General features: G+C 63.9%; 22 protein-coding genes. 13 read left to right on the forward strand and 9 right to left on the reverse strand.

All coding sequences use genetic code 11. The features are described from left to right. Window position 1: 1 nt before the first annotated feature. On the forward strand, window positions 2-1219 hold the full coding sequence (gene gspF / locus SB772_RS05725) for a type II secretion system inner membrane protein GspF (RefSeq protein WP_410832320.1): 1218 nt from the start codon (window positions 2-4) through the stop codon (window positions 1217-1219). 92 nt (window positions 1220-1311) lie between these two features. Here gspF and SB772_RS05730 read toward each other — a convergent pair whose 3' ends face one another. Beyond that, the gene (locus SB772_RS05730; protein ID WP_410832321.1) at window positions 1312-1725 is read right to left on the reverse strand and encodes a hypothetical protein; all 414 of its coding nucleotides are present in this window, start codon (window positions 1723-1725) and stop codon (window positions 1312-1314) included. A 155-nt stretch (window positions 1726-1880) separates the two neighbouring features. Here SB772_RS05730 and gspG point away from each other — a divergent pair, with 155 nt between their 5' ends. The 8 genes from gspG (at window position 1881) to SB772_RS05770 (ending at window position 8741) form a co-directional block, all read left to right on the forward strand. Further along, window positions 1881-2345, forward strand: coding sequence for a type II secretion system major pseudopilin GspG (gene gspG / locus SB772_RS05735; protein WP_410832322.1), 465 nt, complete (start codon window positions 1881-1883; stop codon window positions 2343-2345). A 97-nt stretch (window positions 2346-2442) separates the two neighbouring features. Continuing rightward, complete coding sequence (locus SB772_RS05740; protein ID WP_410832323.1) at window positions 2443-3003, forward strand: GspH/FimT family pseudopilin; 561 nt, start codon at window positions 2443-2445, stop codon at window positions 3001-3003. 1 nt (window position 3004) lies between these two features. Then, complete coding sequence (gspI, locus tag SB772_RS05745; RefSeq protein WP_410832324.1) at window positions 3005-3409, forward strand: type II secretion system minor pseudopilin GspI; 405 nt, start codon at window positions 3005-3007, stop codon at window positions 3407-3409. Further along, window positions 3387-4064, forward strand: a complete 678-nt coding sequence (locus tag SB772_RS05750) for a type II secretion system protein J (protein WP_410832325.1) — start codon at window positions 3387-3389, stop codon at window positions 4062-4064. The genes gspI and SB772_RS05750 overlap by 23 nt, the downstream gene beginning before the upstream one ends. A 620-nt stretch (window positions 4065-4684) precedes the next feature. After that, a complete protein-coding gene (gspK, locus tag SB772_RS05755; RefSeq protein WP_410832326.1) occupies window positions 4685-6001 on the forward strand; it encodes a type II secretion system minor pseudopilin GspK in 1317 nt (438 codons plus the stop codon). Window positions 6002-6029: 28 nt separating this feature from the next. Next, complete coding sequence (gspL, locus tag SB772_RS05760) at window positions 6030-7439, forward strand: type II secretion system protein GspL (protein WP_410832327.1); 1410 nt, start codon at window positions 6030-6032, stop codon at window positions 7437-7439. Then, complete coding sequence (locus SB772_RS05765) at window positions 7436-7939, forward strand: type II secretion system protein M (RefSeq protein ID WP_410832328.1); 504 nt, start codon at window positions 7436-7438, stop codon at window positions 7937-7939. Before gspL ends, SB772_RS05765 begins: the two co-directional genes overlap by 4 nt. Before the next feature lie 22 nt (window positions 7940-7961). Continuing rightward, entirely contained in the window at window positions 7962-8741 is a 780-nt protein-coding gene (locus tag SB772_RS05770) for a type II secretion system protein N (RefSeq protein WP_410832329.1), read from the forward strand. A 96-nt stretch (window positions 8742-8837) separates the two neighbouring features. On the opposite strand, the gene SB772_RS05775 is transcribed toward SB772_RS05770, so the two are convergent. Beyond that, a complete protein-coding gene (locus tag SB772_RS05775; RefSeq protein ID WP_410832330.1) occupies window positions 8838-10391 on the reverse strand; it encodes an efflux transporter outer membrane subunit in 1554 nt (517 codons plus the stop codon). A gap of 482 nt (window positions 10392-10873) precedes the next feature. On the opposite strand from SB772_RS05775, the gene SB772_RS05780 reads away from it, so the two are divergent. Together SB772_RS05780 and SB772_RS05785 are read left to right on the forward strand one after the other, a co-directional pair. Further along, a complete protein-coding gene (locus tag SB772_RS05780) occupies window positions 10874-11416 on the forward strand; it encodes a MarR family winged helix-turn-helix transcriptional regulator (RefSeq protein WP_410832331.1) in 543 nt (180 codons plus the stop codon). A 135-nt stretch (window positions 11417-11551) separates the two neighbouring features. Next, window positions 11552-13114, forward strand: coding sequence for a DHA2 family efflux MFS transporter permease subunit (locus SB772_RS05785; RefSeq protein ID WP_410832332.1), 1563 nt, complete (start codon window positions 11552-11554; stop codon window positions 13112-13114). 76 nt (window positions 13115-13190) lie between these two features. Here SB772_RS05785 and SB772_RS05790 read toward each other — a convergent pair whose 3' ends face one another. The 5 genes from SB772_RS05790 to SB772_RS05810 form a co-directional block, all read right to left on the reverse strand. Then, window positions 13191-13691, reverse strand: a complete 501-nt coding sequence (locus SB772_RS05790) for a hypothetical protein (RefSeq protein ID WP_410832333.1) — start codon at window positions 13689-13691, stop codon at window positions 13191-13193. Between the two features lie 212 nt (window positions 13692-13903). Next, a complete protein-coding gene (gene gshA, locus SB772_RS05795) occupies window positions 13904-15520 on the reverse strand; it encodes a glutamate--cysteine ligase (protein WP_410832334.1) in 1617 nt (538 codons plus the stop codon). 182 nt (window positions 15521-15702) lie between these two features. Continuing rightward, entirely contained in the window at window positions 15703-16620 is a 918-nt protein-coding gene (locus tag SB772_RS05800) for a DNA-3-methyladenine glycosylase family protein (RefSeq protein WP_410832335.1), read from the reverse strand. Continuing rightward, complete coding sequence (ada, locus tag SB772_RS05805) at window positions 16617-17774, reverse strand: bifunctional DNA-binding transcriptional regulator/O6-methylguanine-DNA methyltransferase Ada (RefSeq protein WP_410832336.1); 1158 nt, start codon at window positions 17772-17774, stop codon at window positions 16617-16619. The genes SB772_RS05800 and ada overlap by 4 nt, the downstream gene beginning before the upstream one ends. Window positions 17775-17851: 77 nt before the next feature. Then, window positions 17852-18082 (reverse strand): hypothetical protein, encoded by a 231-nt coding sequence (locus SB772_RS05810; protein WP_410832337.1) that lies wholly within the window; start codon window positions 18080-18082, stop codon window positions 17852-17854. A 124-nt stretch (window positions 18083-18206) separates the two neighbouring features. Here SB772_RS05810 and SB772_RS05815 point away from each other — a divergent pair, with 124 nt between their 5' ends. Further along, on the forward strand, window positions 18207-18632 hold the full coding sequence (locus SB772_RS05815) for a VOC family protein (RefSeq protein WP_410832338.1): 426 nt from the start codon (window positions 18207-18209) through the stop codon (window positions 18630-18632). A 101-nt stretch (window positions 18633-18733) separates the two neighbouring features. Here SB772_RS05815 and SB772_RS05820 read toward each other — a convergent pair whose 3' ends face one another. Then, on the reverse strand, window positions 18734-19288 hold the full coding sequence (locus SB772_RS05820) for a YaeQ family protein (protein WP_410832339.1): 555 nt from the start codon (window positions 19286-19288) through the stop codon (window positions 18734-18736). A 232-nt stretch (window positions 19289-19520) separates the two neighbouring features. Further along, complete coding sequence (locus tag SB772_RS05825) at window positions 19521-20498, reverse strand: LysR family transcriptional regulator (protein WP_410832340.1); 978 nt, start codon at window positions 20496-20498, stop codon at window positions 19521-19523. A 166-nt stretch (window positions 20499-20664) separates the two neighbouring features. On the opposite strand from SB772_RS05825, the gene SB772_RS05830 reads away from it, so the two are divergent. Continuing rightward, complete coding sequence (locus SB772_RS05830) at window positions 20665-22113, forward strand: aldehyde dehydrogenase family protein (protein ID WP_410832341.1); 1449 nt, start codon at window positions 20665-20667, stop codon at window positions 22111-22113. Window positions 22114-22167: the final 54 nt, after the last annotated feature.

Raw genomic sequence — 22167 nt, forward strand, 5'->3', positions numbered from 1 at the left:
CATGCCGGCATTTCGTTTCGAAGCGATCGACGCGGCGGGCAAGGCGCAAAAAGGCGTGCTCGACGCGGACAGCGCGCGCGGCGCGCGGACCAATCTGCGTTCGCAAGGATTGACGCCGCTCGTAGTCGAACCGGCCGCGACGCGCACGCGGGGCGAGCGCAGTCAGCGTTTGTCGCTGGGGCGGCGCCTGTCGCAGCGCGAGCAGGCGATCCTGACGCGCCAGCTGGCGAGTCTGCTGATCGCCGGCCTGCCGCTCGACGAAGCGCTCGCGGTACTGACCGAGCAATCGGAGCGCGATTACATCCGCGAACTGATGGCGTCGATTCGCGCCGAAGTGCTCGGCGGCCATTCGCTCGCGAATGCGTTGACGCAGCATCCGCGTGACTTCCCCGAAATCTATCGCGCGCTGGTGGCTGCTGGTGAGCACACCGGCAAGCTCGGCCTCGTGCTGTCGCGTCTGGCCGACTACATCGAGCAACGCAACGCGCTCAAGCAGAAGATCGTGCTCGCGTTCACGTACCCGGCGATCGTGACCCTCATCGCCTTCGGCATCGTCACGTTTCTGTTGAGCTACGTGGTGCCGCAAGTGGTGAACGTGTTCGCCAGCACCAAGCAGCAACTGCCCTTTCTCACCATCATGATGATGGCGCTGTCCGGCTTCGTGCGGCATTGGTGGTGGGCCATGCTGATCGGCGTCGCCGTGCTGGCGTATCTGGTGCGCTCGATTTTGAAGCAACCCGGCCCGCGCCTCGCCTTCGACCGGTGGCTGCTGACCGCCCCGCTGCTCGGCAAACTCGTGCGCGGCTACAACACCGTGCGTTTCGCCAGCACGCTAGGCATTCTGACGGCAGCGGGCGTGCCGATTCTGCGCGCGCTGCAAGCCGCAGCCGAAACGCTCAGCAACAACGCGATGCGCGAGAACATCGACGATGCGATCGTGCGCGTGCGTGAAGGCACGTCGTTGTCGCGTGCGCTCGGCAATACGAAGACGTTTCCGCCGGTGCTGGTTCACCTGATCCGTTCGGGCGAAGCGACCGGCGATGTGACGACGATGCTCGACCGCGCGGCCGACGGCGAAGCACGCGAACTGGAGCGCCGCACGATGTTCCTGACGAGCCTGCTCGAGCCGCTGCTGATTCTGGCGATGGGGGGCGTGGTGCTGGTGATCGTGCTGGCGGTGATGCTGCCGATCATCGAGTTGAACAACCTGGTGCAGTAAAGCGGAGAGGTTTTTTGATTGCGCGGCTACCGCGGGTTATGGCGGGTGATTGCAGCCGCGCAATCTGCTGAACCGGAACAGAACAGGCCGGTTTAGCGCACGTAGATCGTAGGACCTGCGGCGTTAGGCGGCAGGAACACTTCGGAATGCGCGCCATTGCGATCGATGACGATCGAGCGGGCGCGGACTTCGGAGAGTTTGGCGCCTTGCATCAGCATGCTGCCGAGCGACACCGCATGCGGCGGTTCGCCGCCGACGCTGACGATCGCCGCGGCGCCGCTAGTCAAAGCGAGGATGCCGAACAGATGCACGTCCTGGTTGACGTTGCGCGCGAGTTGACCGCCGAACAGCGTAGCCGCCTGGTCGGTCGAGACCGGCGAATGCGCGGCGGCAGCGGGCAACGGCGCGCCCGACAACGTGGACAGAGTGATGACCCAGTAGGTGAGCGTCGCGCAGAACACGGCGAACAGCGCGAGCGACAGAAGGCGGATTTGGATAGCGTTCATGCGCATCATTGTACGGACTATTGTGAAAATTGCGTTGGACCATGACATTAAAATGACCGGCCGGGCGTGTTCAATGGCACCCTGATTGCGCGTTCGCCTGGTAGTGCGCGAATTCCGCCCGATCGAAAATTTCACCTGAAAAGAGGTAGCAAGCTATGCAACTGTCGACCACTCGCCGTATTGAAATCGCGGGTTCGCGCAGCCGCGGTCAACGCGGTTTCACGCTGATTGAAATCATGGTCGTGATCGCGATTCTGGGCATTCTGGCCGCGTTGATCGTGCCGAAAATCATGAGCCGTCCGGACGAAGCGCGGCGCGTCGCCGCCAAACAGGACATCGGCACGATGATGCAGGCGCTGAAACTCTACCGTCTCGACAACGGCCGTTATCCGACCCAGGAGCAGGGCCTGCGCGCGCTGATCGAAAAGCCGGCGACGGACCCGGTGCCGAACAACTGGAAGGACGGCGGTTACCTCGAGCGTCTGCCGAACGATCCGTGGGGCAATAGCTATCAGTATCTGAATCCGGGCGTGCACGGCGAAATCGACGTGTTCAGTTACGGCGCGGACGGCAAAGCAGGCGGCGAAGGCAATGACGCCGATGTAGGTTCGTGGCAGTAATGCAGTGATTTTCAGGCGCGGCGGTTTGCCATTCTCTTCAGCGATCCGCCGCGCGTTTTATCGACTCATCGGTTTTTGATCGTTCCTGGTCCGCACTATGCGTATGTCCGCTTGCAAGTCCCGTGTGGGCACTCCGTGTACGGCACCGATGCCGCGCGCGGCGTGTGCCCGGGCGCGCGTGCGTAGCCTGCGTGGATGCGCACCGAAGCGGGCGGCCGGTTTCACCCTGCTGGAAATGCTGGTGGTGCTGGTCATCGCGGGCATTCTGGTATCGCTGACAGCGCTGACGATGACCCGCAACCCGCGCACTGATCTGAACGAAGAAGCGCAGCGTCTTGCGCTGCTGTTCGAATCGGCCGGCGACGAGGCCCAGGTGCGCGCGCGGCCGATCGCCTGGCAGCCGCTCGACGGCGGTTTTCGCTTCGATCTTCGTACCGAAGACGGCTGGCGTCCGCTGCGTGACGATCTGCTCGGGCCGCGCCAATGGGAAGGCGGCGTGACCGGCGTGACGATCAACTATCCCGGCTCGGACGCACAGCCGAGCCGCGTCGTGTTCGGCACCGAAGCGATCGACATGCCGGTGCAGATCACGCTGTTTTCGGCGGCGGGGCACGCGACGATCGTCGGCACCGGCAATGGCCGCTATGAGGTGCGCTGAGATGCGTCGTTACAGGGGTTTGGGCCGTCGCGCGCGACAGCGCGGTTTTACGATGATCGAAGTGCTGGTGGCGCTGACGATCATCGCGGTGGCGCTGGCGGCATCGTTGCGCGCGGTCGGCAGTCTGGCGAGCGGCGAAGCCGATCTGCACCGGCGCTTGCTGGCCGGTTGGAGCGCGGACAATACGCTTGCGCAATTGCATCTTACGCATGGCTGGCCGAACGTCGGCGAGACCAGTTTTGACTGTTCGCAGGGCAATCTGGAATTGACCTGTACCGAGCATGTAACGGCGACGCCGAATCCGGTGTTTCGCCGAGTGGAAGTGATGGTGACGGCGCCTGGGCGTTCCGGCAATCTCGCTCAGATGGTCACGGTGGTCGCGAATGAAAACAACCGTTCGCTCTAAGCGCCGCAGCCGATCGGGCGTGCGTGGTTTTACGCTGATCGAGCTGCTGGTCGCCATTGCGATCATGGCGGTGATCGCCGTGTTGTCATGGCGCGGGCTTGATCAGATCATCCGCGGGCGGCAGACCATTACGAGCGCGATGGAAGACGAGCGCGTCTTCGCGCAGCTGTTCGACCAGATGCGGATCGATGCGCGGCAGGCCGTGTCGGATGACGAGGCTGGGCAGCCGGCCGTTTCGATTAGCGGCAGCGTGCTGCAGATTGTGCGGCAAATGGTTTTGCCGGGGAGCGCGCCGCGTTTGCAGGTGGTGCGGTACCGGGTTTCCGATGGACGCGTGATTCGGTATGCGTCGCCGCCGTTGGGGAATGTTGGCGACCTGCGGCGGGCTTTACGCGGTGGCGAGGGTGATGGATGGACCGGGGTGCCCTTGATGGGCGGCGTGGGGTCTATTTCTACGCGCGTTTATGTGCCGAAGGTCGGCTGGACCGCGCAGATGAAGGATGTGCAGGGAGCTATTACGGAGGCGGACAATAACCTGAAGGTGCCGCAGCTCGGTAATGCGCCGCTGCCGCGGTCTGTGACTGGGCTCGAAGTGAGTATTGGGGCTAAGTCGTTGGCGCGGCCTGTTATGCGGGTTTTTCTTGTCGGAGAATGAGGATGGTTTTTGTTTTGTTGTCTCCGCGACGCTCTTCTTCTTTGCCTGCTCGGCGGTTTATCTCTGTGTATCTACGGCGTTGCCTTTCCTTGTTCCGTTTGTCTTGCCCGGCGCTTTGGCTCTATGCCTATGGCGTTGGCCTTTCCTTGTTTTGTTATCGGTCTATTAGCGTTCCCCCTGTGCGGGGGGGCACCTACTTTTCTTTGCCGCCGCAAAGAAAAGTAGGCAAAAGAAAGCGGCTCAAACCGCTAATTCTTAAGCGGGTCCCCTGGCTTGGAGGAGGCAGTGGAGCATCTGGAATCCGTGCCCTCGCACATTTAACGATAGTGACAAGGCAGTCATCCGTTCCGGCGGCGCTGCGCGCGCCGAGCGGTACTTCAGAAAACCGCCAGGCGGATCCGGCGCATGATTCCACGCAAGTACCGCAGCGTGCAGTGGCACGCGCTAGCGCGTGTCACCGAGAAGTCGGGCGCCCCACCGAGGCGAAGCCGATGGCTTCCACCGCGCACAAACGAAGGGCCTGGTTTCCCTTGCAGACCGTTCCGGCGAGCGCGCAGCGCGAGGCGGGAAGAATGACTGCTTTGTCACCGGCGTCGAATGTGCGAGGGCACGGAATCCAGATGCTCCACTACCGTGACTGCGCGGGGGACCCGCTTAGCATTAGCGGTTTGAGCCGCTTTCTTTTGCCTACTTTTCTTTGCGGCCGGCAAAGAAAAGTAGGTGCCCCCCCGCACAGGGGGAACGCTAATAGACCGATAACAAAACAAGGAAAGGCCAACACCATAGGCATAGAGCCAAAGCGCCGGACAAGGCAAACGGAACAAGGAAAGGCCAACACCATAGGCAGACCAAAAAACCACAAGGCGCCGCAGGCAAACCAGCGAGGCGCGGCGATCATAAGCGCCTTATTAGTAGTCGCGCTATCAGCGATATTGGTCTCCGGCATGCTCTGGCGCCAGCAAGTCCAGATCCGACGGATAGAAAACCAGCGCCTGCTATCGCAAGCCCAATGGGTAGCGCGAGGCGCATTGGACTGGACGCGCTTGATCCTCCGCTCGGAAGGCGACACCTCCGCAGGAATCACCTACTTAGGTGGCCTATGGGGCGTCCCCATCGCCAAAACACGCCTATCGGATTTCCTGGGCCAAATCGGCGAAGTCAAGGCCGAGCAAGGCGCGGCAACCTACCTGTCAGGTTCAATCGAAGACGCCCAGGCCAAATTCAACTTGCGCAACCTGGTATCGAGCCCCGCTCCAGGCGTATTGCAACTGAACGTGGAACAGATTGGCGCCTACCAGCGCCTGCTCGTCTCGCTCGGTGTCAACAGCCAGTTGGCAAAAAACACCGCCGTCCAGGTGCGCGCGAGCCTTGCTCAATCGGCCACACGTTTTCAAACCGTCACGCCCACCACCGGTGCAACAGCTGCCCCGGCCATCCAGGGCGGCCCAGCCGGCAGTACCAATTTCACCGACAACCCCGGCCTCGAAGACAGCAACGACAACGCAGCGCTCGCGCCGCTGCAAATGACCGGCGTCGATTCGCTGCTCGACATCCCCGGCTACACGCCGGAGATGGTCGCGCGCCTGCGCCCGTTCGTTACCGTGCTGCCGACAGCGTCCGCGGTCAACATGAATACGGCCTCCGCCGAAGTCATCGCGGCAGTCGTGCCCGGTATGAATCTGTCGAGCGCACAGGCCTTCGTCGCGCGGCGGCAAACGGTGTTTTTCCGTAACGTCGGCGACGTGCAGCTCGCTTTGCGCGGCGCAGGCGTGCAGTCGGTGTCGGGCGATACAAGTGAACTCGACGTCAACACAAGCTACTTTCTGATCCATGGCCGCGTGCAGCACGAACGCGCGGAGGTGGACCGCACGACCCTCGTCTATCGCGACGCATTGACTCACACTACGCGTATCGTGCGGGTACAGGACCAACTATGAATAACGCTTTTCCCGGAGAGAGTGGCCATTGAGCACGCTGATCGTCCTACTGCCGCCGCGTGACCCGGCGGTGCCATCGCAGGAATGGCAACTCCCGGAGCTGCCGTTCCTGCTGCTCGACAAGTCGGGCCGCACCCAACGCGCAGGCCGCTCGGCGCTCGCGCTGCTGCCGCGCGCCTCGTCGACGGTGCTGATGGTCGCCGCGCGCGACCTGCTGATGATGCCCGCCACGCTGCCGCCGCTGCGCGGCCCGCGGCTGCGTCAGGCACTGCCGAACGTCGTCGAGGATCAACTGATCCAGGACCCGCAAACCTGTCACATCGCCGTCGATCCGCAACCGGTCGCGGGCGGCCGGCAGTTGCTCGCGATCGTCGACCGCGGCTGGTTCCGCTTCATCTGCGAAGGCTTCGCCGCTGCCGGACACCGCAGCTTGCGCGCCGTGCCGGTGACGCGCTGTCTACCGCAAGCGGTGGCGCTCGGTACGCCCGCCGAAGTCGCCGAAACGGTCAACGCCGGCGAACCGGTATCGGCGGCCGGCGCCGCTGTGGCGAGAGCGCTCCCGGACGCCACACAGGCGGCAGCGCCCGCTCTCGCGCCGGCCGTGCCGATCGTGGCAGCCGTACTCGGTGCCGTGGTCCAGACCGCGCCGGCGTTGCTGCTCGAAGGTGCGATCGAAACGGGCGTGCCGCGCGTCGAACTGGCGATCGCGCGCGGCGTGCAAGGCGAAGGGCTGGCGGTGCCAGCCACTGCCGTGAACGCGACCCTCGGCGCGCTGGCGGGCGCGGCCCCCGTCACGCTGTACATGCTGACCGAAGTGCCCGGCAACGAGCCGCGGCTCGGCGCGACCGGCCCCGCCGCTCTCGCCGCACACGTGCACGGGGCCAGTCCGTTGCCGTTCGAGCAACTCGCGCGGCGCGCGCTGGATTGCCGTTTCGACCTCTGCCAGTTCGAGTTCGCTTCCCAGCCGTGGCGACTCGATCGCGCGACGCTGCGGCGCTTGCGTTTGCCGGTGCTGCTGGCGGCCGGCGCGCTCGTGATCGCGATTGTCGGTGCGAACGTCCAGTGGCTAATGCTCGCGCGTCAGCGCGACGCGATCAACACGCAGATGACGGAACTGCTGCTCAACGCCTTTCCGAAAACGACCGTCGTGCTCGATGCGCCCGGCCAGATGTCGCGCCAGTTGCAGCAGTTGCGGGTGGCGGCGGGCGAGCTGTCGCCGGACGATTTCCTGTCGCTGGCAGACGGTCTCGCGCGTTCGCTGCCGCCGGTGCCGGTCAACGGCATTGCCGCGCTCGACTATCACGACCGGCGGCTCGACGTGACCTTCAAGCCTGAAATCAAGGTCGATCCCGATCTCGCGAAGCGCCTCGCGCGCAACGGCCTGAACGGCGCGATCGACAGCAACACCGGCAAGTGGACCATCAGGAACGGACAATGAAAGCTGAACTCGCCCAATCGTGGGCCGGATTCTGGGACCAGCGCACCGAGCGCGAAAAAATGCTGCTGACGTGGGGCAGCGCGGCGTTGGCTGTGGTGATCGCGTGGTCGGTGCTGTGGGCGCCGGCGCAGGACGGCCGCGCGCATCTGCGCCAATCGCTGCCGACGCTGCAGCGTCAGTTGGCGCAGATGACCGCGCAGGCGAATGAAGCGCGGCAACTAGCGGCGGCGGCTCAAGGCGTCGCGCCGACCGGCGGTGCGCTGAAGGACGCGCTCGCCGCGTCGCTCGGCGATCACGGCCTCGCCGCGACCCAGGTGCAGGTGATCGGCAATGCGGTGCAGATCCAGATGAAAAACGCGTCGTTTCCGGCATGGACGAGCTGGGTCGACGACGTGCGCAAGCAGTTCAAGGTGCAAGTCGCCGAGGCACATGTGACCGCGCTCAAGGAAGACGGTCAGGTGGATCTGACGGCGTCGTTGCAGCCGTCGACCGTCAAATGACCGCGCAGTCACTGGACCTCGCATGACTTTCTGGATGCGGCGCCTGCGCGTCGCGCTGCCGTGGCTGGTGGTCGCCGTGCTGTCGAGCGCCGCCGTCATGCTCGCGTTGTTGCCGGCCGCCTGGATCACCCCGCTGTTCGCCAAACAGACCCGCGGCCACGTCAATCTTGTGGATCCGGCCGGCTCGCTGTGGCACGGCTCGGCGACACTGATGCTCGCTGCCGGCTCCGACCTGAGCGCGGCGACGCTGCTGCCCGGACGAATCGAATGGCATACGTCGTTCTGGCCGCTCTTCACCGGTCGCGTGCGAATGACGATGCGACAAAGCGAAGCGATGCCCGATCCGATCACCGTCGATGCCACGCCGCGTGGCGCGACCATCACGCAAGGCGCGATCAGTGTGCCGGCTTCGCTGCTGACTGGCCTGGGTGCGCCGTTCAATACGCTCGATCTGCAAGGGGATGTGCGGCTGTCATGGACGGACTGGCGCAGCTTCGACAAGGAAGCGTTCGGCCAGCTGACGGTGACGCTGAACGACGTCAGCTCGCGCGTGTCGCTGGTCAAGCCGCTCGGGTCGTATCGGCTGCTGGTCCAGGCGCAAGGCGCGTCGTCCACGCTCGATCTGACGACGTTCAAGGGTCCGCTGATGCTGACCGGCAACGGCACCGTGTCGGCGGTCTCCACATCGTTTCGCGGCACCGCCAGCGCCGCGCCGGAAGCACGCGATAACCTCGCGGGACTGCTGAATGTGCTGGGGCGGCCGAGCGCGCCGGATACAGTCACGTTGACGTTCGTGCACTGAGGCGCGCGGTTGGCGCAAGCATTCGGTGCGATAAAAAAAAGAGGCATGACTGCGCAATGCGGCCATGCCTCTTTTTTGTCTTCGCGAGGGGCGGGCTTAGTTGCTCGGCGCCTGTTGCGACGCGGTCTCATTCTGCGCGACGGGTGTCGCCGATGACGCAGGTAACCGCGCAGGTGCTGCCACGTCGCCGGTTTCACGATTCATCTGCGAGACATCCCAACCGCCGCCCAGCGCTTTCACCAGACCCACCGACGACACCATCCGCTGCCCGGCGATGCTTTCCAGCTTTTGCTCGGCCGTGAAGGCGATGGTTTGCGCGGTCAGCACGTTGACGTAGCCGACCGTGCCCGCCTTGTACTCGTTCGTGACGATGGCCAGCGCCTGGCGGGCCGACTCCACCGCTTGCTGCTGCACGACGATTTCCTGTGCGAGGATGCGCTGCGACGCGAGGTTGTCCTCGACATCCTGGAATGCGGCCAGCACCGTTTGACGATAGGCCGCGACGTCCTGATCGTAGGCGGCGCGAGCGGCTTCGGTTTTTGCCTGGCGCAAGCCGGCGTCGAAGATCGTTGCGGCCAGTTGCGGGCCGAGCGTCCAGAAACGCGACGGTGCGGTGAGCAATTGCGAGAACACCGAGCTTTGGAAGCCGCCGGTGGCCGACAGCGTCAGCGTTGGGAAGAACGCCGCAATCGCGACGCCGATCTCCTCATTGGCGGCCGCGGCTTTGCGTTCCGCCGACGCGATATCCGGACGCCGCTCCAGCACCGCCGACGGCATTTGCGCAGGAACGGCGGGCGGCGTGGCGGTAAGCGGCATCGGCGGAATCGAGAAGGTCGAGGCCGGTTCGCCGATCAGCACGGCGATCGCGTGTTCGTCCTGGGCGCGCTGTACGCCGTTGTCGATCGCGGCGGCTTGCGCCGATTGCAGCTGCGTTTGCGCCTGAATCACGTCGGAGCGCGCGGCGACGCCTGCCGCGTACTGGTTCTGCGTGAGCTGCAGCGAGCGCTGATAGGCCGCGACGGTCTCGTCGAGGAGTTTTTGGGTGGAATCGAGCGCGCGCAGCGAGAAATAGGTTTGCGCGAGCGTGGCCTGAGCGGACAGCCGGGCGTTCGCCAGATCGGCGGCGGCGCTCTGTTGACCGGCTTTCTGGGCGTTGACCGAGCGGCTCACCGAACCCCACAGATCCGGCTCCCAGATGGCGTCGAGTTGCGCGTTGAAGCTGTTGCTGACGCGGCCGCTGCTCGAACTGGTGGACGACGAACCGCTACCGGAGCGTGTCGCGCCTGCCGATGCGCCGACGGTCGGGAAATAGGCCGCTCGTGCTTCGCCGACCAGCGCGCGCGCCTGCCGGTAGACGGCGGCGAACTGGGCAACGGTCTGATTCGATGCGTTCAGCTTGTCCTGGAGCGTGTTGAGTTGAGGGTCTTCGTAGATGGTCCACCAGTCGCCGCGGTCTTGCTGATCGGCCGGTTGAGCGACTTTCCAGCCGGGCGCGGCTTCCTTGTACGAGGCGGGAATCTGCGCCGCCGGCCGCTTGTAGTCAGGGCCGACCGCGCAGCCGGCCAGAACGGTAGCGAGCGCCGCCGCCACCGCGAGGGTCAGGGCGCGAACGGTAATGGGTCGCGCGCGCGTGCTTCGGTCAAACTGCATGCAATGGATTCCTTCTGGGCGCCGCAGTGCGGACGATGGCGGCGCTGCCGGCCGGGAGAGATCGTGGCTCTACCGGAATGTTAGCGTATGGGTCCGGGTGGGCGCGGGAAACCGAAAGGGTAATGCGCAGAGGCTTCGCGGTGTGTTACTTAGGGTTTCGGGATGGTTACGTGCTATTACCGGCTTTTTTATCTTTGGCGGCGGCCAAGGGTGTTTTTCAGGTACAGCATCGGGGAATCCTTTTTTGCACACCGCACACGCAGCGTGCAGGCAATCGATCAGAACATGGTCTCGGGTGGCGCGGGGCGCGCGTAACTCGTTGCCTGAAATAATATTGACTATGCAATTAAATTTCAAGATACTTTGCCTCGGGCTCGGCAGCGATGTTGTTTTTCCGCCTTCCGTTTCACGCGAAATCCAATTTGACTTGCCTGCTTAGGCAGCTAAAATTCGATCTGCCTGGCGATGTCCCCGGATACACGATGACCGATGGTCCCTACAACGCGGATGAGATTCACCTCGAATCGAGTCTCGGCTATTACCTGACGAAAGCGCGAAACGTGCTCGTCGAGCGGATGGATCGCGCGGTCAAACCGTTGGGGCTCACCGCCCACCAGATCGGCGTGATCCTGCTGCTGTCGGCGCAACGCGCGAGCACGCCGTTCGAGTTGTCGCGGGTCATGTCGTACGACAGCGGATCGATGACCCGTCTGCTGGATCGCCTTGAAAAGAAAGGCTTTATCGTTCGCACGCGCAGCGACGCCGATCGCCGGATGGTCAAGCTGGAACTGACGCCGCAGGGTCACGAGGCCGCGCGGCAATTGCCTGGCCTGGGCGCCGCCGTGCTGAACGAGCAGTTGCGCGGATTTTCGGCAGCAGACCACGCCAGGTTGCTCGACCTGCTAGGCCGTTTTATCGCCAACGGCATCAGCGGAGGGACGAGTGCTGCGTGCGGGCTGGGGCCATCGCAGGAATCGTCGGAAGAATCACCTGAAGCAACGCCGCCGGAACACGGCGAGCACTAACCGGGCGGCGTTTTTGAAGGTGTCGTCATTTGCAAATATCTGTCTGGGCAGAGGGTGACCCGGCATGTAAGCACATCATTCGGCATGTGCGATAAAGATGCCGCGACAAGCTTTCCCAGCTGAGGAGAAACACACATGGCTGCCACGGCTCCCGCCGCTGCCCTACCCGCCGCCGAACCCGCTCCACTCAAAGGCGCTGCGCTGGCGTTGCTCACTGTCGGTCTTGCGCTCGGCACTTTCATGGAAGTGCTCGACACATCGATTGCGAACGTCGCCGTGCCGACCATTTCCGGCAGCCTCGGCGTGGCGACCAGCCAGGGCACGTGGGTCATTTCATCCTATTCGGTGGCCTCGGCGATCGCGGTGCCGCTGACCGGCTGGCTCGCGCGGCGCGTCGGCGAAGTGCGGCTCTTTACCTTGTCGGTGCTGCTCTTCACGATCGCTTCGGCGCTATGCGGCTTCGCGCATAACTTCGAGTCGCTGATCGCATTCCGGCTCGTGCAGGGACTCGTCTCCGGGCCGATGGTCCCGCTCTCGCAGACAATCCTGATGCGCTCCTATCCGCCGGAAAAGCGCGGGCTCGCGTTGGGTCTCTGGGCGATGACGGTGATTTGCGCGCCGATTTTCGGCCCCGTGATGGGCGGCTATATCACCGACAACTACACGTGGCCGTGGATCTTCTACATCAACGTGCCGATCGGGATTTTCTCGGCGGTGAGCGCGTTTCTGCTGCTGCGCGGCCGTGAGACGAAAATCACCAGACAGCGCATCGATGCGGTGGGCCTCGCGTTGCTCGTGATCGGCGTGTCGTGCCTGCAGATGATGCTCGACCTGGGCAAGGATCGCGACTGGTTCAACTCGACGTTTATCGTCGCGCTGGGGATTATCGCGGTGGTATCGATCGCGTTCATGCTGGTGTGGGAGATGACGGAGAAAGAACCCGTTGTCGATCTCTCGTTGTTCAAGGACCGCAACTTCGCGCTCGGGGTGTTGATTATCTCGTTCGGCTTTATGGCGTTCTTCGGGTCAGTGGTGATTTTCCCGCTCTGGTTGCAGACGGTGATGGGCTATACCGCTGGGCTTGCTGGCCTCGCGACCGCTCCGGTCGGCTTGCTCGCGCTGTTTTTGTCGCCCTTGATCGGGCGGAATATGCATCGGCTCAACCTGCGGGTGGTGGCGAGTTTTGCATTCATCGTGTTTGCTTTCGTGTCGTTCTGGAATTCGACTTTTACGCTCGACGTGCCGTTTAATCATGTGATCTGGCCTCGGTTGGTGCAAGGCATTGGGGTCGCCTGCTTCTTCGTGCCGATGACCACTATTACGCTGTCAAGCGTATCGGATGAGCGGCTCGCCAGTGCTTCGGGTTTGTCTAATTTCTTTCGGACTTTATCGGGAGCGATTGGGACGGCTATCAGTACTACGTATTGGGAGAACGATACGATTTATCATCATGCGATGCTGACTGATTCGGTGAATGTTTATGCGGCCAATACCAATTCTTATACGAATGCGTTGGCCGGGATTGGGCTCTCCGGGGACGGCATCACCGCGCAGCTGAATCAGGTCGTCACGGCTCAGGCTTATATGATGGCCACGAATGACTTTTTTCGGATCTCTTGTGCGGCGTTTGTAGTGTTGGCAATGCTTGTTTGGATTACCAAGCCGCGGAAGGGGGCTGGACCTTCTATGGGGCATTGAGGTTTTTTGCCTACGACGGCGCCGCGCGCGCCGAGCGGTACTTCTCCCCGTAGTACTTTTCGGGCGCCGCGCGCTTTTACTGCGTCATCGATTCACCATTCGTTCCCGGGATCGATTGTCCTTGTGACGCGTCGGGATGCGTCGCCGATGGGGCGGATTGCGATGGTTTTGCTCCGTTCTGCGGCGCGCCGGTTGCCGTGCCGCGCACGTACAGCTTGAAGTCGGCGCCCGCTTCCCATGGGTTCGGCTTGCAGCCGAGCGAGCCGTCGCAATGCGCCGCAAAGCCGATCGTCGATGTACCGTCAGGGTTCGGCGCACGCGTAATCTGGTACGCCAGCGCTCGCTTGCCGCCGTCTGGACCCGCGGTCTGGATCAGCGTGTCCGTGGCGAATTCGACCTTGTATGTCGAATGACTCGTCACCCACGTCTGCGCACGTTGCCACCATGCGTCGCACTCGGCTTTGCTCGAACACGTCAACGGCGCCGTCGCAATCTGCATAACGTCCGGATCGACCTGCCCTTGCGTCGAGCACCCCGCCGCCACTATGCACAGCACGGCCAACAGACCTTTTTTCATCACGTTGATTTCCCCTCTTTCTGGAGCGTGTCACGTACGTTGGACCTCAACGTCGGCACGGTGTTTCATATGCTCCAGCGTATCGTCAACGCATGCGGAAATATTGCCGATTTGCGCCGGTTAAGCCCGGGCCGCTCGCGTACACGTTACCTGCGAACAATAAAAAAGGCGGCCTCGAAAACCGCCTTTTCCACATGCCGGATACTCGCCGTTCAGACGCTGAACCGGTTCAACGTATACGCCCGGTAAGCCGCGACGAATGCGTCGAACGAACCCACTTCTTCCTGTTCGAGCCTGGCTTGCTCTGCAAGCGACCGTGCGGCGAGTTCGGTGAATTCCTTCATTTGCGCAGCATCCAGCGGATGCGCGCGAAAATACGCGGCGTGCGCTTCGCTTTGCTCAAGGCCAAACGCAAGGAAGCTCTGCTGCTTGTCGCGCATGCCTTGCAGCACGCGCGCCGACGGCGTCAGCGAAGGATCCGCCAGTTTCGCCCTCTGAACCGCCACGGCGCGAGCGTGCGCATCGCCGCCCTGCAACGCGTCGAGCGTAGCCGCAGCCACGTCGATCCTGGCGAGCAGTTCGTTTGCCCAATCGGTCATCGCCACCGTTTGGCCGTCGCGCGTCAGTTCGAGCCCCGGTTTGCGCCCTTCCATCGTCACGCGGCCGAAGTTCCGATTGGCTTCGGCGTAGGCGTCAGGCGGCAGCGGCGCGCTGTCTTCGAGGGCGCAGACCAGCAGGTATGCATCGAGAAAACGCGCGGTTTCCAGCGAAATGCCGGTTGGCTCGAACGGATCGATATCCATGCAGCGCACTTCGACGTATTGCACGCCGCGCGCGGCCAGCGCATGCAGCGGACGCTCGCCGGGATACGTGACGCGCTTGGGCCGGATCGTCGAGTAGAACTCGTTTTCGATCTGCAGCACATTCGTGTTGATCTGCACCCATTCGCCGTCGCGCTGCGTGCCGATCGCCTCGTACGCGGGATAAGGCTGGCTCACGGCTTTCGCGAGCGCGTCGAGGTAGCCCGGCAACGTGTCGTAGTCGGCATGCAGCGCGGCTTGCGCCGTGGTGTTCGAATAACCGAGATCGCTCATGCGCAGGCTGGTCGCGTACGGGCGGTACAGCGTGTCGGCGTCGAAGGTCTCGAGCGTGTGTTTTCGATCGCGCAGGAATCGGCGGTCCAGCGCCGGCGACGCGCCGAACAGATACATCAGCAGCCAGTTGGTGCGGCGGAAATTGCGGATCAGCGCGAGATACCGTTCGGACTGGAAATCGACGGCGCTCGCCGTGGATTGCTGGTCGGCATGCAACAGCCGCCACACTTCTTCGTTCAGCGAATAGTTGTAGTGGATGCCCGCAATGCACTGCATCGCACGGCCGTACCGGAGCGCCAGGCCGACGCGGTACACGTACTTGAGTTTGCCGATATTCGAGGTGCCGTACCGCGCAATCGGAATGCCCTCGTCCTGCTCGGGCAACAGACCCGGCATCGAGTTGTTCCACAGAATTTCGTCGCCGAGTTCTGCGTAGACAAAACGATGCAGCGTGTCGAGTTTCTCGAGGGTGATCGCGGCATCGTGCTCCGCCGGCGTGATCAGTTCGAGCAGCGCTTCGGAATAGTCGGTGGTGAGCGATGGATGGGTCAGCGCCGAGCCGAGCGCGCGTGGATGCGGGGTCAGCGCGAGCTGGCCGTCGTGCGTTACGCGCAGGCTCTCCCTTTCGATGCCGCGAAGGCCCCGAATCAACGCCTCGCGCTGCGGGCCGGAGGTCACCACGGACAAGCGGTGCGAGAACGCGTCGGTCGTGCGGGAAGGTGTGTTGTTTGGCATCGATGCGAGTCGGGCGTTGTCGGCCGCCATGTGCCGCTACTCTGCATTCGATGCAGCACTGCGCGGTTGACAACGTTCGGCGGAATTTTCAGGTAGCGGGCACTTTAACATCTCGCCACGACGGCTGCTTGAGGCCGCTTCGAGGCACGCTAGCCCGTCTATTTTCTGGCCGAATCGGCCCGCTACCCGCCGCGCGCGGCCCCCGCCCGGTCCGCCACCTCGTTCCACAGATGCATCGCCGCATACGCACGCCACGGCCGCCACGCGTCGGTGCGGGCGCGCTGCTGGGTGGGCCGCACGAGCGACGGGTCGCGCGCGCAGATCGCCTGCATCAGCACGAGGTCCCAGGCGGGCCACGCGTCGGCGTCGCGCCACGCACGCATCGCGACGTACTCGACCGTCCATGGGCCGATGCCGGGTAGCGCGAGCAACGCGGCGCGCAGGCTGGCGGCGTCGGCCATGCTGCTGTCGAGCGGCACGTCGCCCGAAGCCACCGCCTGCGCGAAGCCTTGCAACGCGGCCACGCGTTTCCCCGGCATGCCGATCTTCTCCAGATCCACGGCCGCCAGTGCGGCGGGCGTCGGAAAGCGCCACGCGGTGTTCTCATGCGGATGACCGTCGATCCGTTCGCCGGCGCGCTGCACCAGCCGGCCGATGATGGTGGTCGCCGCCTTCACGCTGACCTGCTGGCCGACGATCGCGCGCACCACCAGTTCGAAGCCCGACCACGCACCCGGTACGCGTAGACCCGGCACGGCGTCGATCAATGGCGCGAGCCAAGGGTCGGCGGCGAGTTCCGTACCGATTTTTTTCGGATCGGCGTGCAGGTCGAACATCTTCGCGATCGGCATGGCGAGCGCGTCGGCGTGACGGCTCGCAGCCCCCTCGATGCTCGCGACGATGCAGCGTTTGCGCGGATGCAGACGCACCGTCAGCGTGCCGCTGTCGCCCGCCCAATCGATCGCGCGGCGGTAGGCGCCGTCTTCGACGGCTTCGACGCCCGGCGTCGCGCGTCCACCGAAAAAGCGCAGCAGCCTGGGCCAGTCGAAGGGTGGTTTGAACGGCAGTTCGAGTGTTGCGACGTCGTCGAGCGTGCTCACGCGGCGTGGTCCAGGTTGGAGGTTGTGACGGCAAGGGTGGCGGCCTCGCGCTCGTGGTGGCCGGCCGCGTCGCGATCATCGTGCGCATGCTGCGCTTCGTTGTCGAGCAACGCAGCCTTACGCGGCAGTCCCCAGCGATAACCGGCCAGCGCCCCGCTCTTCTGCACCACGCGATGGCAAGGGATTGCCAGTGCGACCGGATTCGTCGCGCACGCGCTTGCCACCGCGCGCACGGCGCGGGGTGAACCGACGGCTTCGGCGATGTCCGAATAGCTGCGCGTCTCGCCGTACGGAATGCGCCGCAGCGCGTCCCACACGCGTTGCCGGAAGGCGGTTGCGGCAATATCGAGCGGCAGATCGAAGTGCTGGCGTGTGCCGCGCAAATAGGCGTCCACCTGGGCGATGAACGGCGCAAGCCGTGCCGGATCGTCGACCAGTTCGGCATTGGCAAACTCGCTGCGCAGTCCGTCGGCGAGCGCTGCGGCATCGTCGCCGAAACCGATCTTGCAGATGCCTTTGTCGGTGGCGGCAATCAGCACGAAGCCGAGCGAGGTCGGCGCGCTGGCGTAGCGCACGGTCAATCCGGCGCCCTTGCGGCGAAACGCGGACGGCGCCATGCCCAATTCGGCCGACGCGCTGTCGTACATCCGCGACGGTGAACCGAAGCCGGCATCGAGCGTGGCGCGGGTGACGTCCGAGCCGCGCTGGAGCGCATCGCGCAACGCGGCGCCCCGCTGCGCAGCCTGGTACTGACGCGGCGATACGCCCACCACGCGTTTGAACAGACGCTGCAAGTGAAACTGGCTGACATGCACGGCATCGCTCAGCTGCGCGAGCGTGAGGCGTTGTTGCGGATCGGCGTCCAACGCGGCGCAGGCGCGATTCACGATCTCGAGTTCGCGCGGCAGGCCGCCGGGCTGGCAGCGCTTGCAATCGCGATAACCCGCGGCGCGCGCAGCGTCTGCGTCGACGAAGAAATCGACGTTTTCACGGCGCGGCTGGCGCGAGGCGCACGACGGGCGGCAGAACACACCGGTGGTTTTGACGCCGTAGAAGAACGCGCCGTCGGCCTGCGGATCGCGGTGGGTGACGGCGTCCCAGCGGTCGGCGTCGCTGGCCCAGCTTTCGGTGGCGGTATGGTCGGTGCGGTTCATGATGGTCCCGGAAAGACAGTGTCGATGTCACCAATGTAGGCCGCATGCCGACACACTACGCTCCGGTTCTTGCTCTGTCATTGCGCTTCCTCGTAGGCTGGAAGCGCCACCAGGCGCTCGTTTCGCCGCAAAGTTGGGACAATTTGGCGCGATATCGGGTTTTCCCTTAAAAAGTTATTGCGTCGCACCAACCCGATGTGTATATTAGTACTTGTCTCCTCCATGTCTCCTCCTGATATGGATTCAGCCCGCTCCACATAGAGCGGGCTTTTTTTCGTCCGCGTTTTTCCTCCGCCTTTCGTCTGCATTTTCCTGATCCGCCCCTTTGCGGGTGATTCACGGCCGATCACACGCTGCTGTCACGGCGGCGCCCTCCCTTTCCTCCTACACTGGCTATTCACCCGTTCAGCGAACAACCAAGGGGCGTTCGAGATGAAAATCCACATTCGTGAGATCGATCACATCGTCATTCGGGCTGCGGACATCGCGCGGATGTCGCGCTTCTATTGCGACGTGCTCGGTTGCAGTATCGAGAAGGAGCAGCGCGATCTGGGCTTGACGCAGTTGCGCGCCGGGCGCTCGTTGATCGACCTGTTGCAGGTCGGCGCAAAACTCGACCATGCCGAAAACGGCACGCCCGGCGCGGGACGCAACATGGATCACATGTGTTTGCGGATCGAACCGTTCGACGCCGACGCGCTCAAGGCGCATCTGACCGAACACGGCGCGCGGCCTGGCGAAACGGCGCTGCGCTATGGCGCGGACGGCTTTGGGCCGTCGCTGTATCTGTTCGATCCGGAGGGCAATATGGTCGAGCTGAAAGGGCCGCCGGAAGCGGCGCGTGTGACTTCGCTCTAACGAACGACCCGCGGCCGTTGCGGACGACGCTCAAACGCAGGGGGCAAAGGCAGCTGTCAGGCGCAACCAGCAAACGCAACAAGCAAACGCACCTGGCGTTATCAAGCGTTGGCCGGCGCCTTCAACACCGTCCATTTGATCTGCACCGCGTCCGCTTCGGCGCTGCCGAGCCATGCCTCGCCGTCCTGCACGGTGCATTGCAGGCGCATGGTCCGTTCGGCGAGCGAGCCGAGCGCGGCGGCGACGTCTTCATCGAGCGTCCACACCGTCACATTGCGCATGCGTTCGACCTTGTTCTTCACGCCTTGCCACCAGATGTCCGAGGCGCGGCCGCCGTAGGCGATCACGATCACTTCGTTCGCGCGGCCGCTCGCCTTGGCGATGCGCCGTTCGTCCGGCTGGCCGACTTCGATCCAGGTTTCGATCGCGCCGGTCAGATCCTTCTGCCACAGATCCGGTTCGTCGACATCCGACAAACCCTTGCAGAATTCGAGGCGTTCCTGCGCGAACAGTGCGAACGCGGCGACGCGCACCATCATGCGCTCGTCGGTTTCGGAGGGATGGCGGGCGATCGTCAGCGAATGATCGGCGTAGTAGTGCCGGTCCATGTTGGCGATCTGGAGTTCCGCCTTGTAAATCGTCGATTTAAGAGCCATGCCGTTGCTATACCAGGCGCTCGCTCCACCGGAGCGAACAGAAAAAGAATCGTCGACGGCTCGTTGCCGTTTACCGTGTTGTTTGTACATCGCTTGCCCCTCCCGCGCCGAAGGCCGGCGCCCCGCTGTGGTTCGAATCGCAGCGGAGAATGCGGCTCGCGGACCGCGGCGCGCCGTCCGGATATCGCATCTAGACGGCGCTACCGGCTGCTTTCTGCAACGGGAGAAGCATTTACCGCGCCACTGCCGGCTCGAAGGGGGTGCCGTACACCTCTGCAGCGGCTTGCCGCAAGGCTTCGAGCACCACGGAGGCCGCCGGTGAAAGCAGGTGGGACTGGCGCGTGATGATACCGAATGTATCCATCCTGCACGGTAATTCGATCGGCATCCGCTTCAGAACACCGTACTGTTGGTATTGACGCGCCACTTCGTCGGGCAAAACCGCCAACATGTCGCTTTGTAGCAGCAAGCTCGAAATCGCCAGAAAATTGTTGGTGTTGACCACGTTTTGCGGCGGATTCAGCCCGATTTGCGAAAACATCAGATCGAAGCGATGACGCAAAACGCTGCCTGGCGGATGCAAAACCCAGCTCGCGTTGACGATTGCCCGCAGTGTCAAACTTGTCTCATTTTCGAGAGGATGGCCGGGACGCGCGACCACGCATAGCGGTTCGTCGGCGAGCGGTTCATAGCGAACCTCGGTTTTGAACTGATTTTGCCGCTCCAGTACGCGGCCGACCATGATGTCCAGTTCGCCCTCGGCGATTCTTGGCAGCATGACGTCGGAGGTTTCCACTTCCGCCCAGATTTGCAACTGCGGATAGCGCTCTTTCACGCTGGCGATCGCGCGCGGCACCATCGTCGCCGCGGCGGCGGCAATCACGCCGATGCGCACCTGGCCCGCCAGGCCGGCGCGCAAGGCCGAAATTTCGTCGTGCGCGTGGCTCAGGTTCGACAGCACCATGCGCGCGTGGCGGATCATCACTTCGCCGTACAGCGTGGCGTGCATGCCGTGCGGCGTGCGGTCGAACAGGCTCACCTCCAGCATGTCTTCCAGCTCTTTCAGAAGGCGCGAGGCGGCGGGCTGCGTCATGCCGAGCACGTCGGCCGCGCGCCGGACGTTGCCCTCCTCTTCCATTGCCGCGAGCAACAGCAACTGCCGCGTCTTCAGCCGCGCGCGCACGAACCAGTTCGAGTAGCTGCGGGTCATGGCCAGTCTCCATAAAGCGGCTCAAAGCCGTTTGCCGGGGCGAAGGCTTCATCATGCCATACCGGAATTGATATCGCGATGGCCCAAAAAGGGATTGGAAAGTTATTGGGCCGGCTCATACCATTCGTGGACTTTCCGAGCTTCCTCACGTGGCCTCCTGCTTTCGATGAATCGCGATCCGCTCGTCCCTCTCGTTGCAAGTCCGTTCCGTCACTACATCAACGGCGGCTGGGAGACGGGCGCGACCACCGGCGTGTCGCTCAATCCATCGGACCTCGACGAACCGGTCGGCGACTATGTGCGCGCCGATGCGCGGCAGACCGATACCGCAATCGAAGCGGCGAGCGCGGCGTTCGGTGAATGGTCGCTGGGTTCGGTGCAGCGCCGCGCGGATGCGCTCGATGCGATCGGCGGCGAGATGCTGGCGCGCCGCGACGAGCTGGGCCGGTTGCTCGCGCGTGAAGTCGGCAAGACCTTGCCGGAAGCCTTGGCCGAAGCGACGCGTGCCGGCCAGATCTTCAAGTTTTTCGCCGCCGAGGCATTGCGCGCGTTTGCCGAGCCGATGGCCTCGGCGCGCGCCGGCGTCGAAATCGACGTGTCGCGCGAGCCACTCGGCGTGGTCGGCATCATCGTGCCGTGGAGCGCGCCGCTGGCGACCGCCGCGGCGAAGATCGGCGCCGCCCTCGCCCACGGCAATTGCATCGTCTTCAAGCCGGCCGAATCGGCGCCTGGATGCGCGGCGGCGCTGGCGACGATCATCAGCCGCGCCGGCCTGCCCGCGGGCGTGTTCAATCTCGTGATGGGCAGCGGCCGGCAGGTCGGCGCGCGGATCGCGGCGCATCCGCTGGTGGCGGCGATCAGCTTCACCGGCTCGGCGGAAACCGGCACGCGTGTGCTGCAAGCCGCCGCCGCCAGGCAGGCGCGCGTGCAGCTGGAAATGGGCGGCAAGAATGCCTTTGTGGTGCTCGCCGATGCGGACCTCGACGGCGCCGTCGAGGCCGCCTTGAGCGGCGCATATGGCTCGACGGGCCAACGCAGCACCGCAGCGTCGCGCCTGATTGTCGAGCGCGCGGTGTTCGAGCCGTTCGTGGAGGCGCTGCATGCGAAGCTCGCCAGGCTCACCGTCGATCACGCGTTGAAGCACGGTACCGATATCGGCCCGGTCGCGAACGCCGCGCAGTTGGAGCGCAATCTCGACTACGTGCGCATCGGTCAGCAGGAAGGCGCGCAATTGCTGTGGGGCGGCCGACAGTTGGAACGCGCGACGCGCGGCTACTTTTTCGAACCTGCGCTGTTCATCGGCGAACCCGATCACCGGATCGCGCGCGAAGAGATTTTCGGGCCGCTTGCCGTCGTGCTGAGCGCCGACGACTACGACCACGCGCTGCATCTCGCCAACGACACCGCTTACGGCCTATGCGCCGGCATCTGCACGCGCTCGCTCGCCCGCGCGCGGCATTTCCGGCGCCACGTGCATAGCGGCCTCGTGACGATCAACCTGCCGACCACCGCCGTCGAGCATCACGCGACCGCCGGCGGCCGCAAAGCATCGGCCTACGGCGCAGCCGGCACGGCGTTCTGGACGGCCGTGAAAACGGCCTACGTCGCAGGCTGATCGCTATGACGTTCGCGCGTCCGAGCGCCTATCCACGACCCGGCTGACGCCGGC

This window comes from Paraburkholderia sp. SIMBA_030 (assembly GCF_046535245.1).
Lineage (GTDB): Bacteria > Pseudomonadota > Gammaproteobacteria > Burkholderiales > Burkholderiaceae > Paraburkholderia.

Coding starts and splice junctions, on each gene's coding strand:
- gspG (WP_410832322.1), top strand. CDS start 1,881: ATGCAACTGTCGACCACTCGCCGTATTGAAATCGCGGGTTCGCGCAGC.
- ada (WP_410832336.1), bottom strand. CDS start 17,774: ATGAACCGCACCGACCATACCGCCACCGAAAGCTGGGCCAGCGACGCC.
- SB772_RS05785 (WP_410832332.1), top strand. CDS start 11,552: ATGGCTGCCACGGCTCCCGCCGCTGCCCTACCCGCCGCCGAACCCGCT.
- SB772_RS05730 (WP_410832321.1), bottom strand. CDS start 1,725: ATGAACGCTATCCAAATCCGCCTTCTGTCGCTCGCGCTGTTCGCCGTG.
- SB772_RS05825 (WP_410832340.1), bottom strand. CDS start 20,498: ATGACCCGCAGCTACTCGAACTGGTTCGTGCGCGCGCGGCTGAAGACG.
- SB772_RS05775 (WP_410832330.1), bottom strand. CDS start 10,391: ATGCAGTTTGACCGAAGCACGCGCGCGCGACCCATTACCGTTCGCGCC.
- SB772_RS05750 (WP_410832325.1), top strand. CDS start 3,387: ATGAAAACAACCGTTCGCTCTAAGCGCCGCAGCCGATCGGGCGTGCGT.
- SB772_RS05815 (WP_410832338.1), top strand. CDS start 18,207: ATGAAAATCCACATTCGTGAGATCGATCACATCGTCATTCGGGCTGCG.
- SB772_RS05740 (WP_410832323.1), top strand. CDS start 2,443: ATGCGTATGTCCGCTTGCAAGTCCCGTGTGGGCACTCCGTGTACGGCA.
- gspK (WP_410832326.1), top strand. CDS start 4,685: ATGCTCCACTACCGTGACTGCGCGGGGGACCCGCTTAGCATTAGCGGT.
- gspI (WP_410832324.1), top strand. CDS start 3,005: ATGCGTCGTTACAGGGGTTTGGGCCGTCGCGCGCGACAGCGCGGTTTT.
- gshA (WP_410832334.1), bottom strand. CDS start 15,520: ATGCCAAACAACACACCTTCCCGCACGACCGACGCGTTCTCGCACCGC.
- SB772_RS05765 (WP_410832328.1), top strand. CDS start 7,436: ATGAAAGCTGAACTCGCCCAATCGTGGGCCGGATTCTGGGACCAGCGC.
- SB772_RS05820 (WP_410832339.1), bottom strand. CDS start 19,288: ATGGCTCTTAAATCGACGATTTACAAGGCGGAACTCCAGATCGCCAAC.
- SB772_RS05790 (WP_410832333.1), bottom strand. CDS start 13,691: ATGAAAAAAGGTCTGTTGGCCGTGCTGTGCATAGTGGCGGCGGGGTGC.
- gspF (WP_410832320.1), top strand. CDS start 2: ATGCCGGCATTTCGTTTCGAAGCGATCGACGCGGCGGGCAAGGCGCAA.
- SB772_RS05830 (WP_410832341.1), top strand. CDS start 20,665: ATGAATCGCGATCCGCTCGTCCCTCTCGTTGCAAGTCCGTTCCGTCAC.
- SB772_RS05780 (WP_410832331.1), top strand. CDS start 10,874: ATGACCGATGGTCCCTACAACGCGGATGAGATTCACCTCGAATCGAGT.
- SB772_RS05770 (WP_410832329.1), top strand. CDS start 7,962: ATGACTTTCTGGATGCGGCGCCTGCGCGTCGCGCTGCCGTGGCTGGTG.
- SB772_RS05810 (WP_410832337.1), bottom strand. CDS start 18,082: ATGCAGACGAAAGGCGGAGGAAAAACGCGGACGAAAAAAAGCCCGCTC.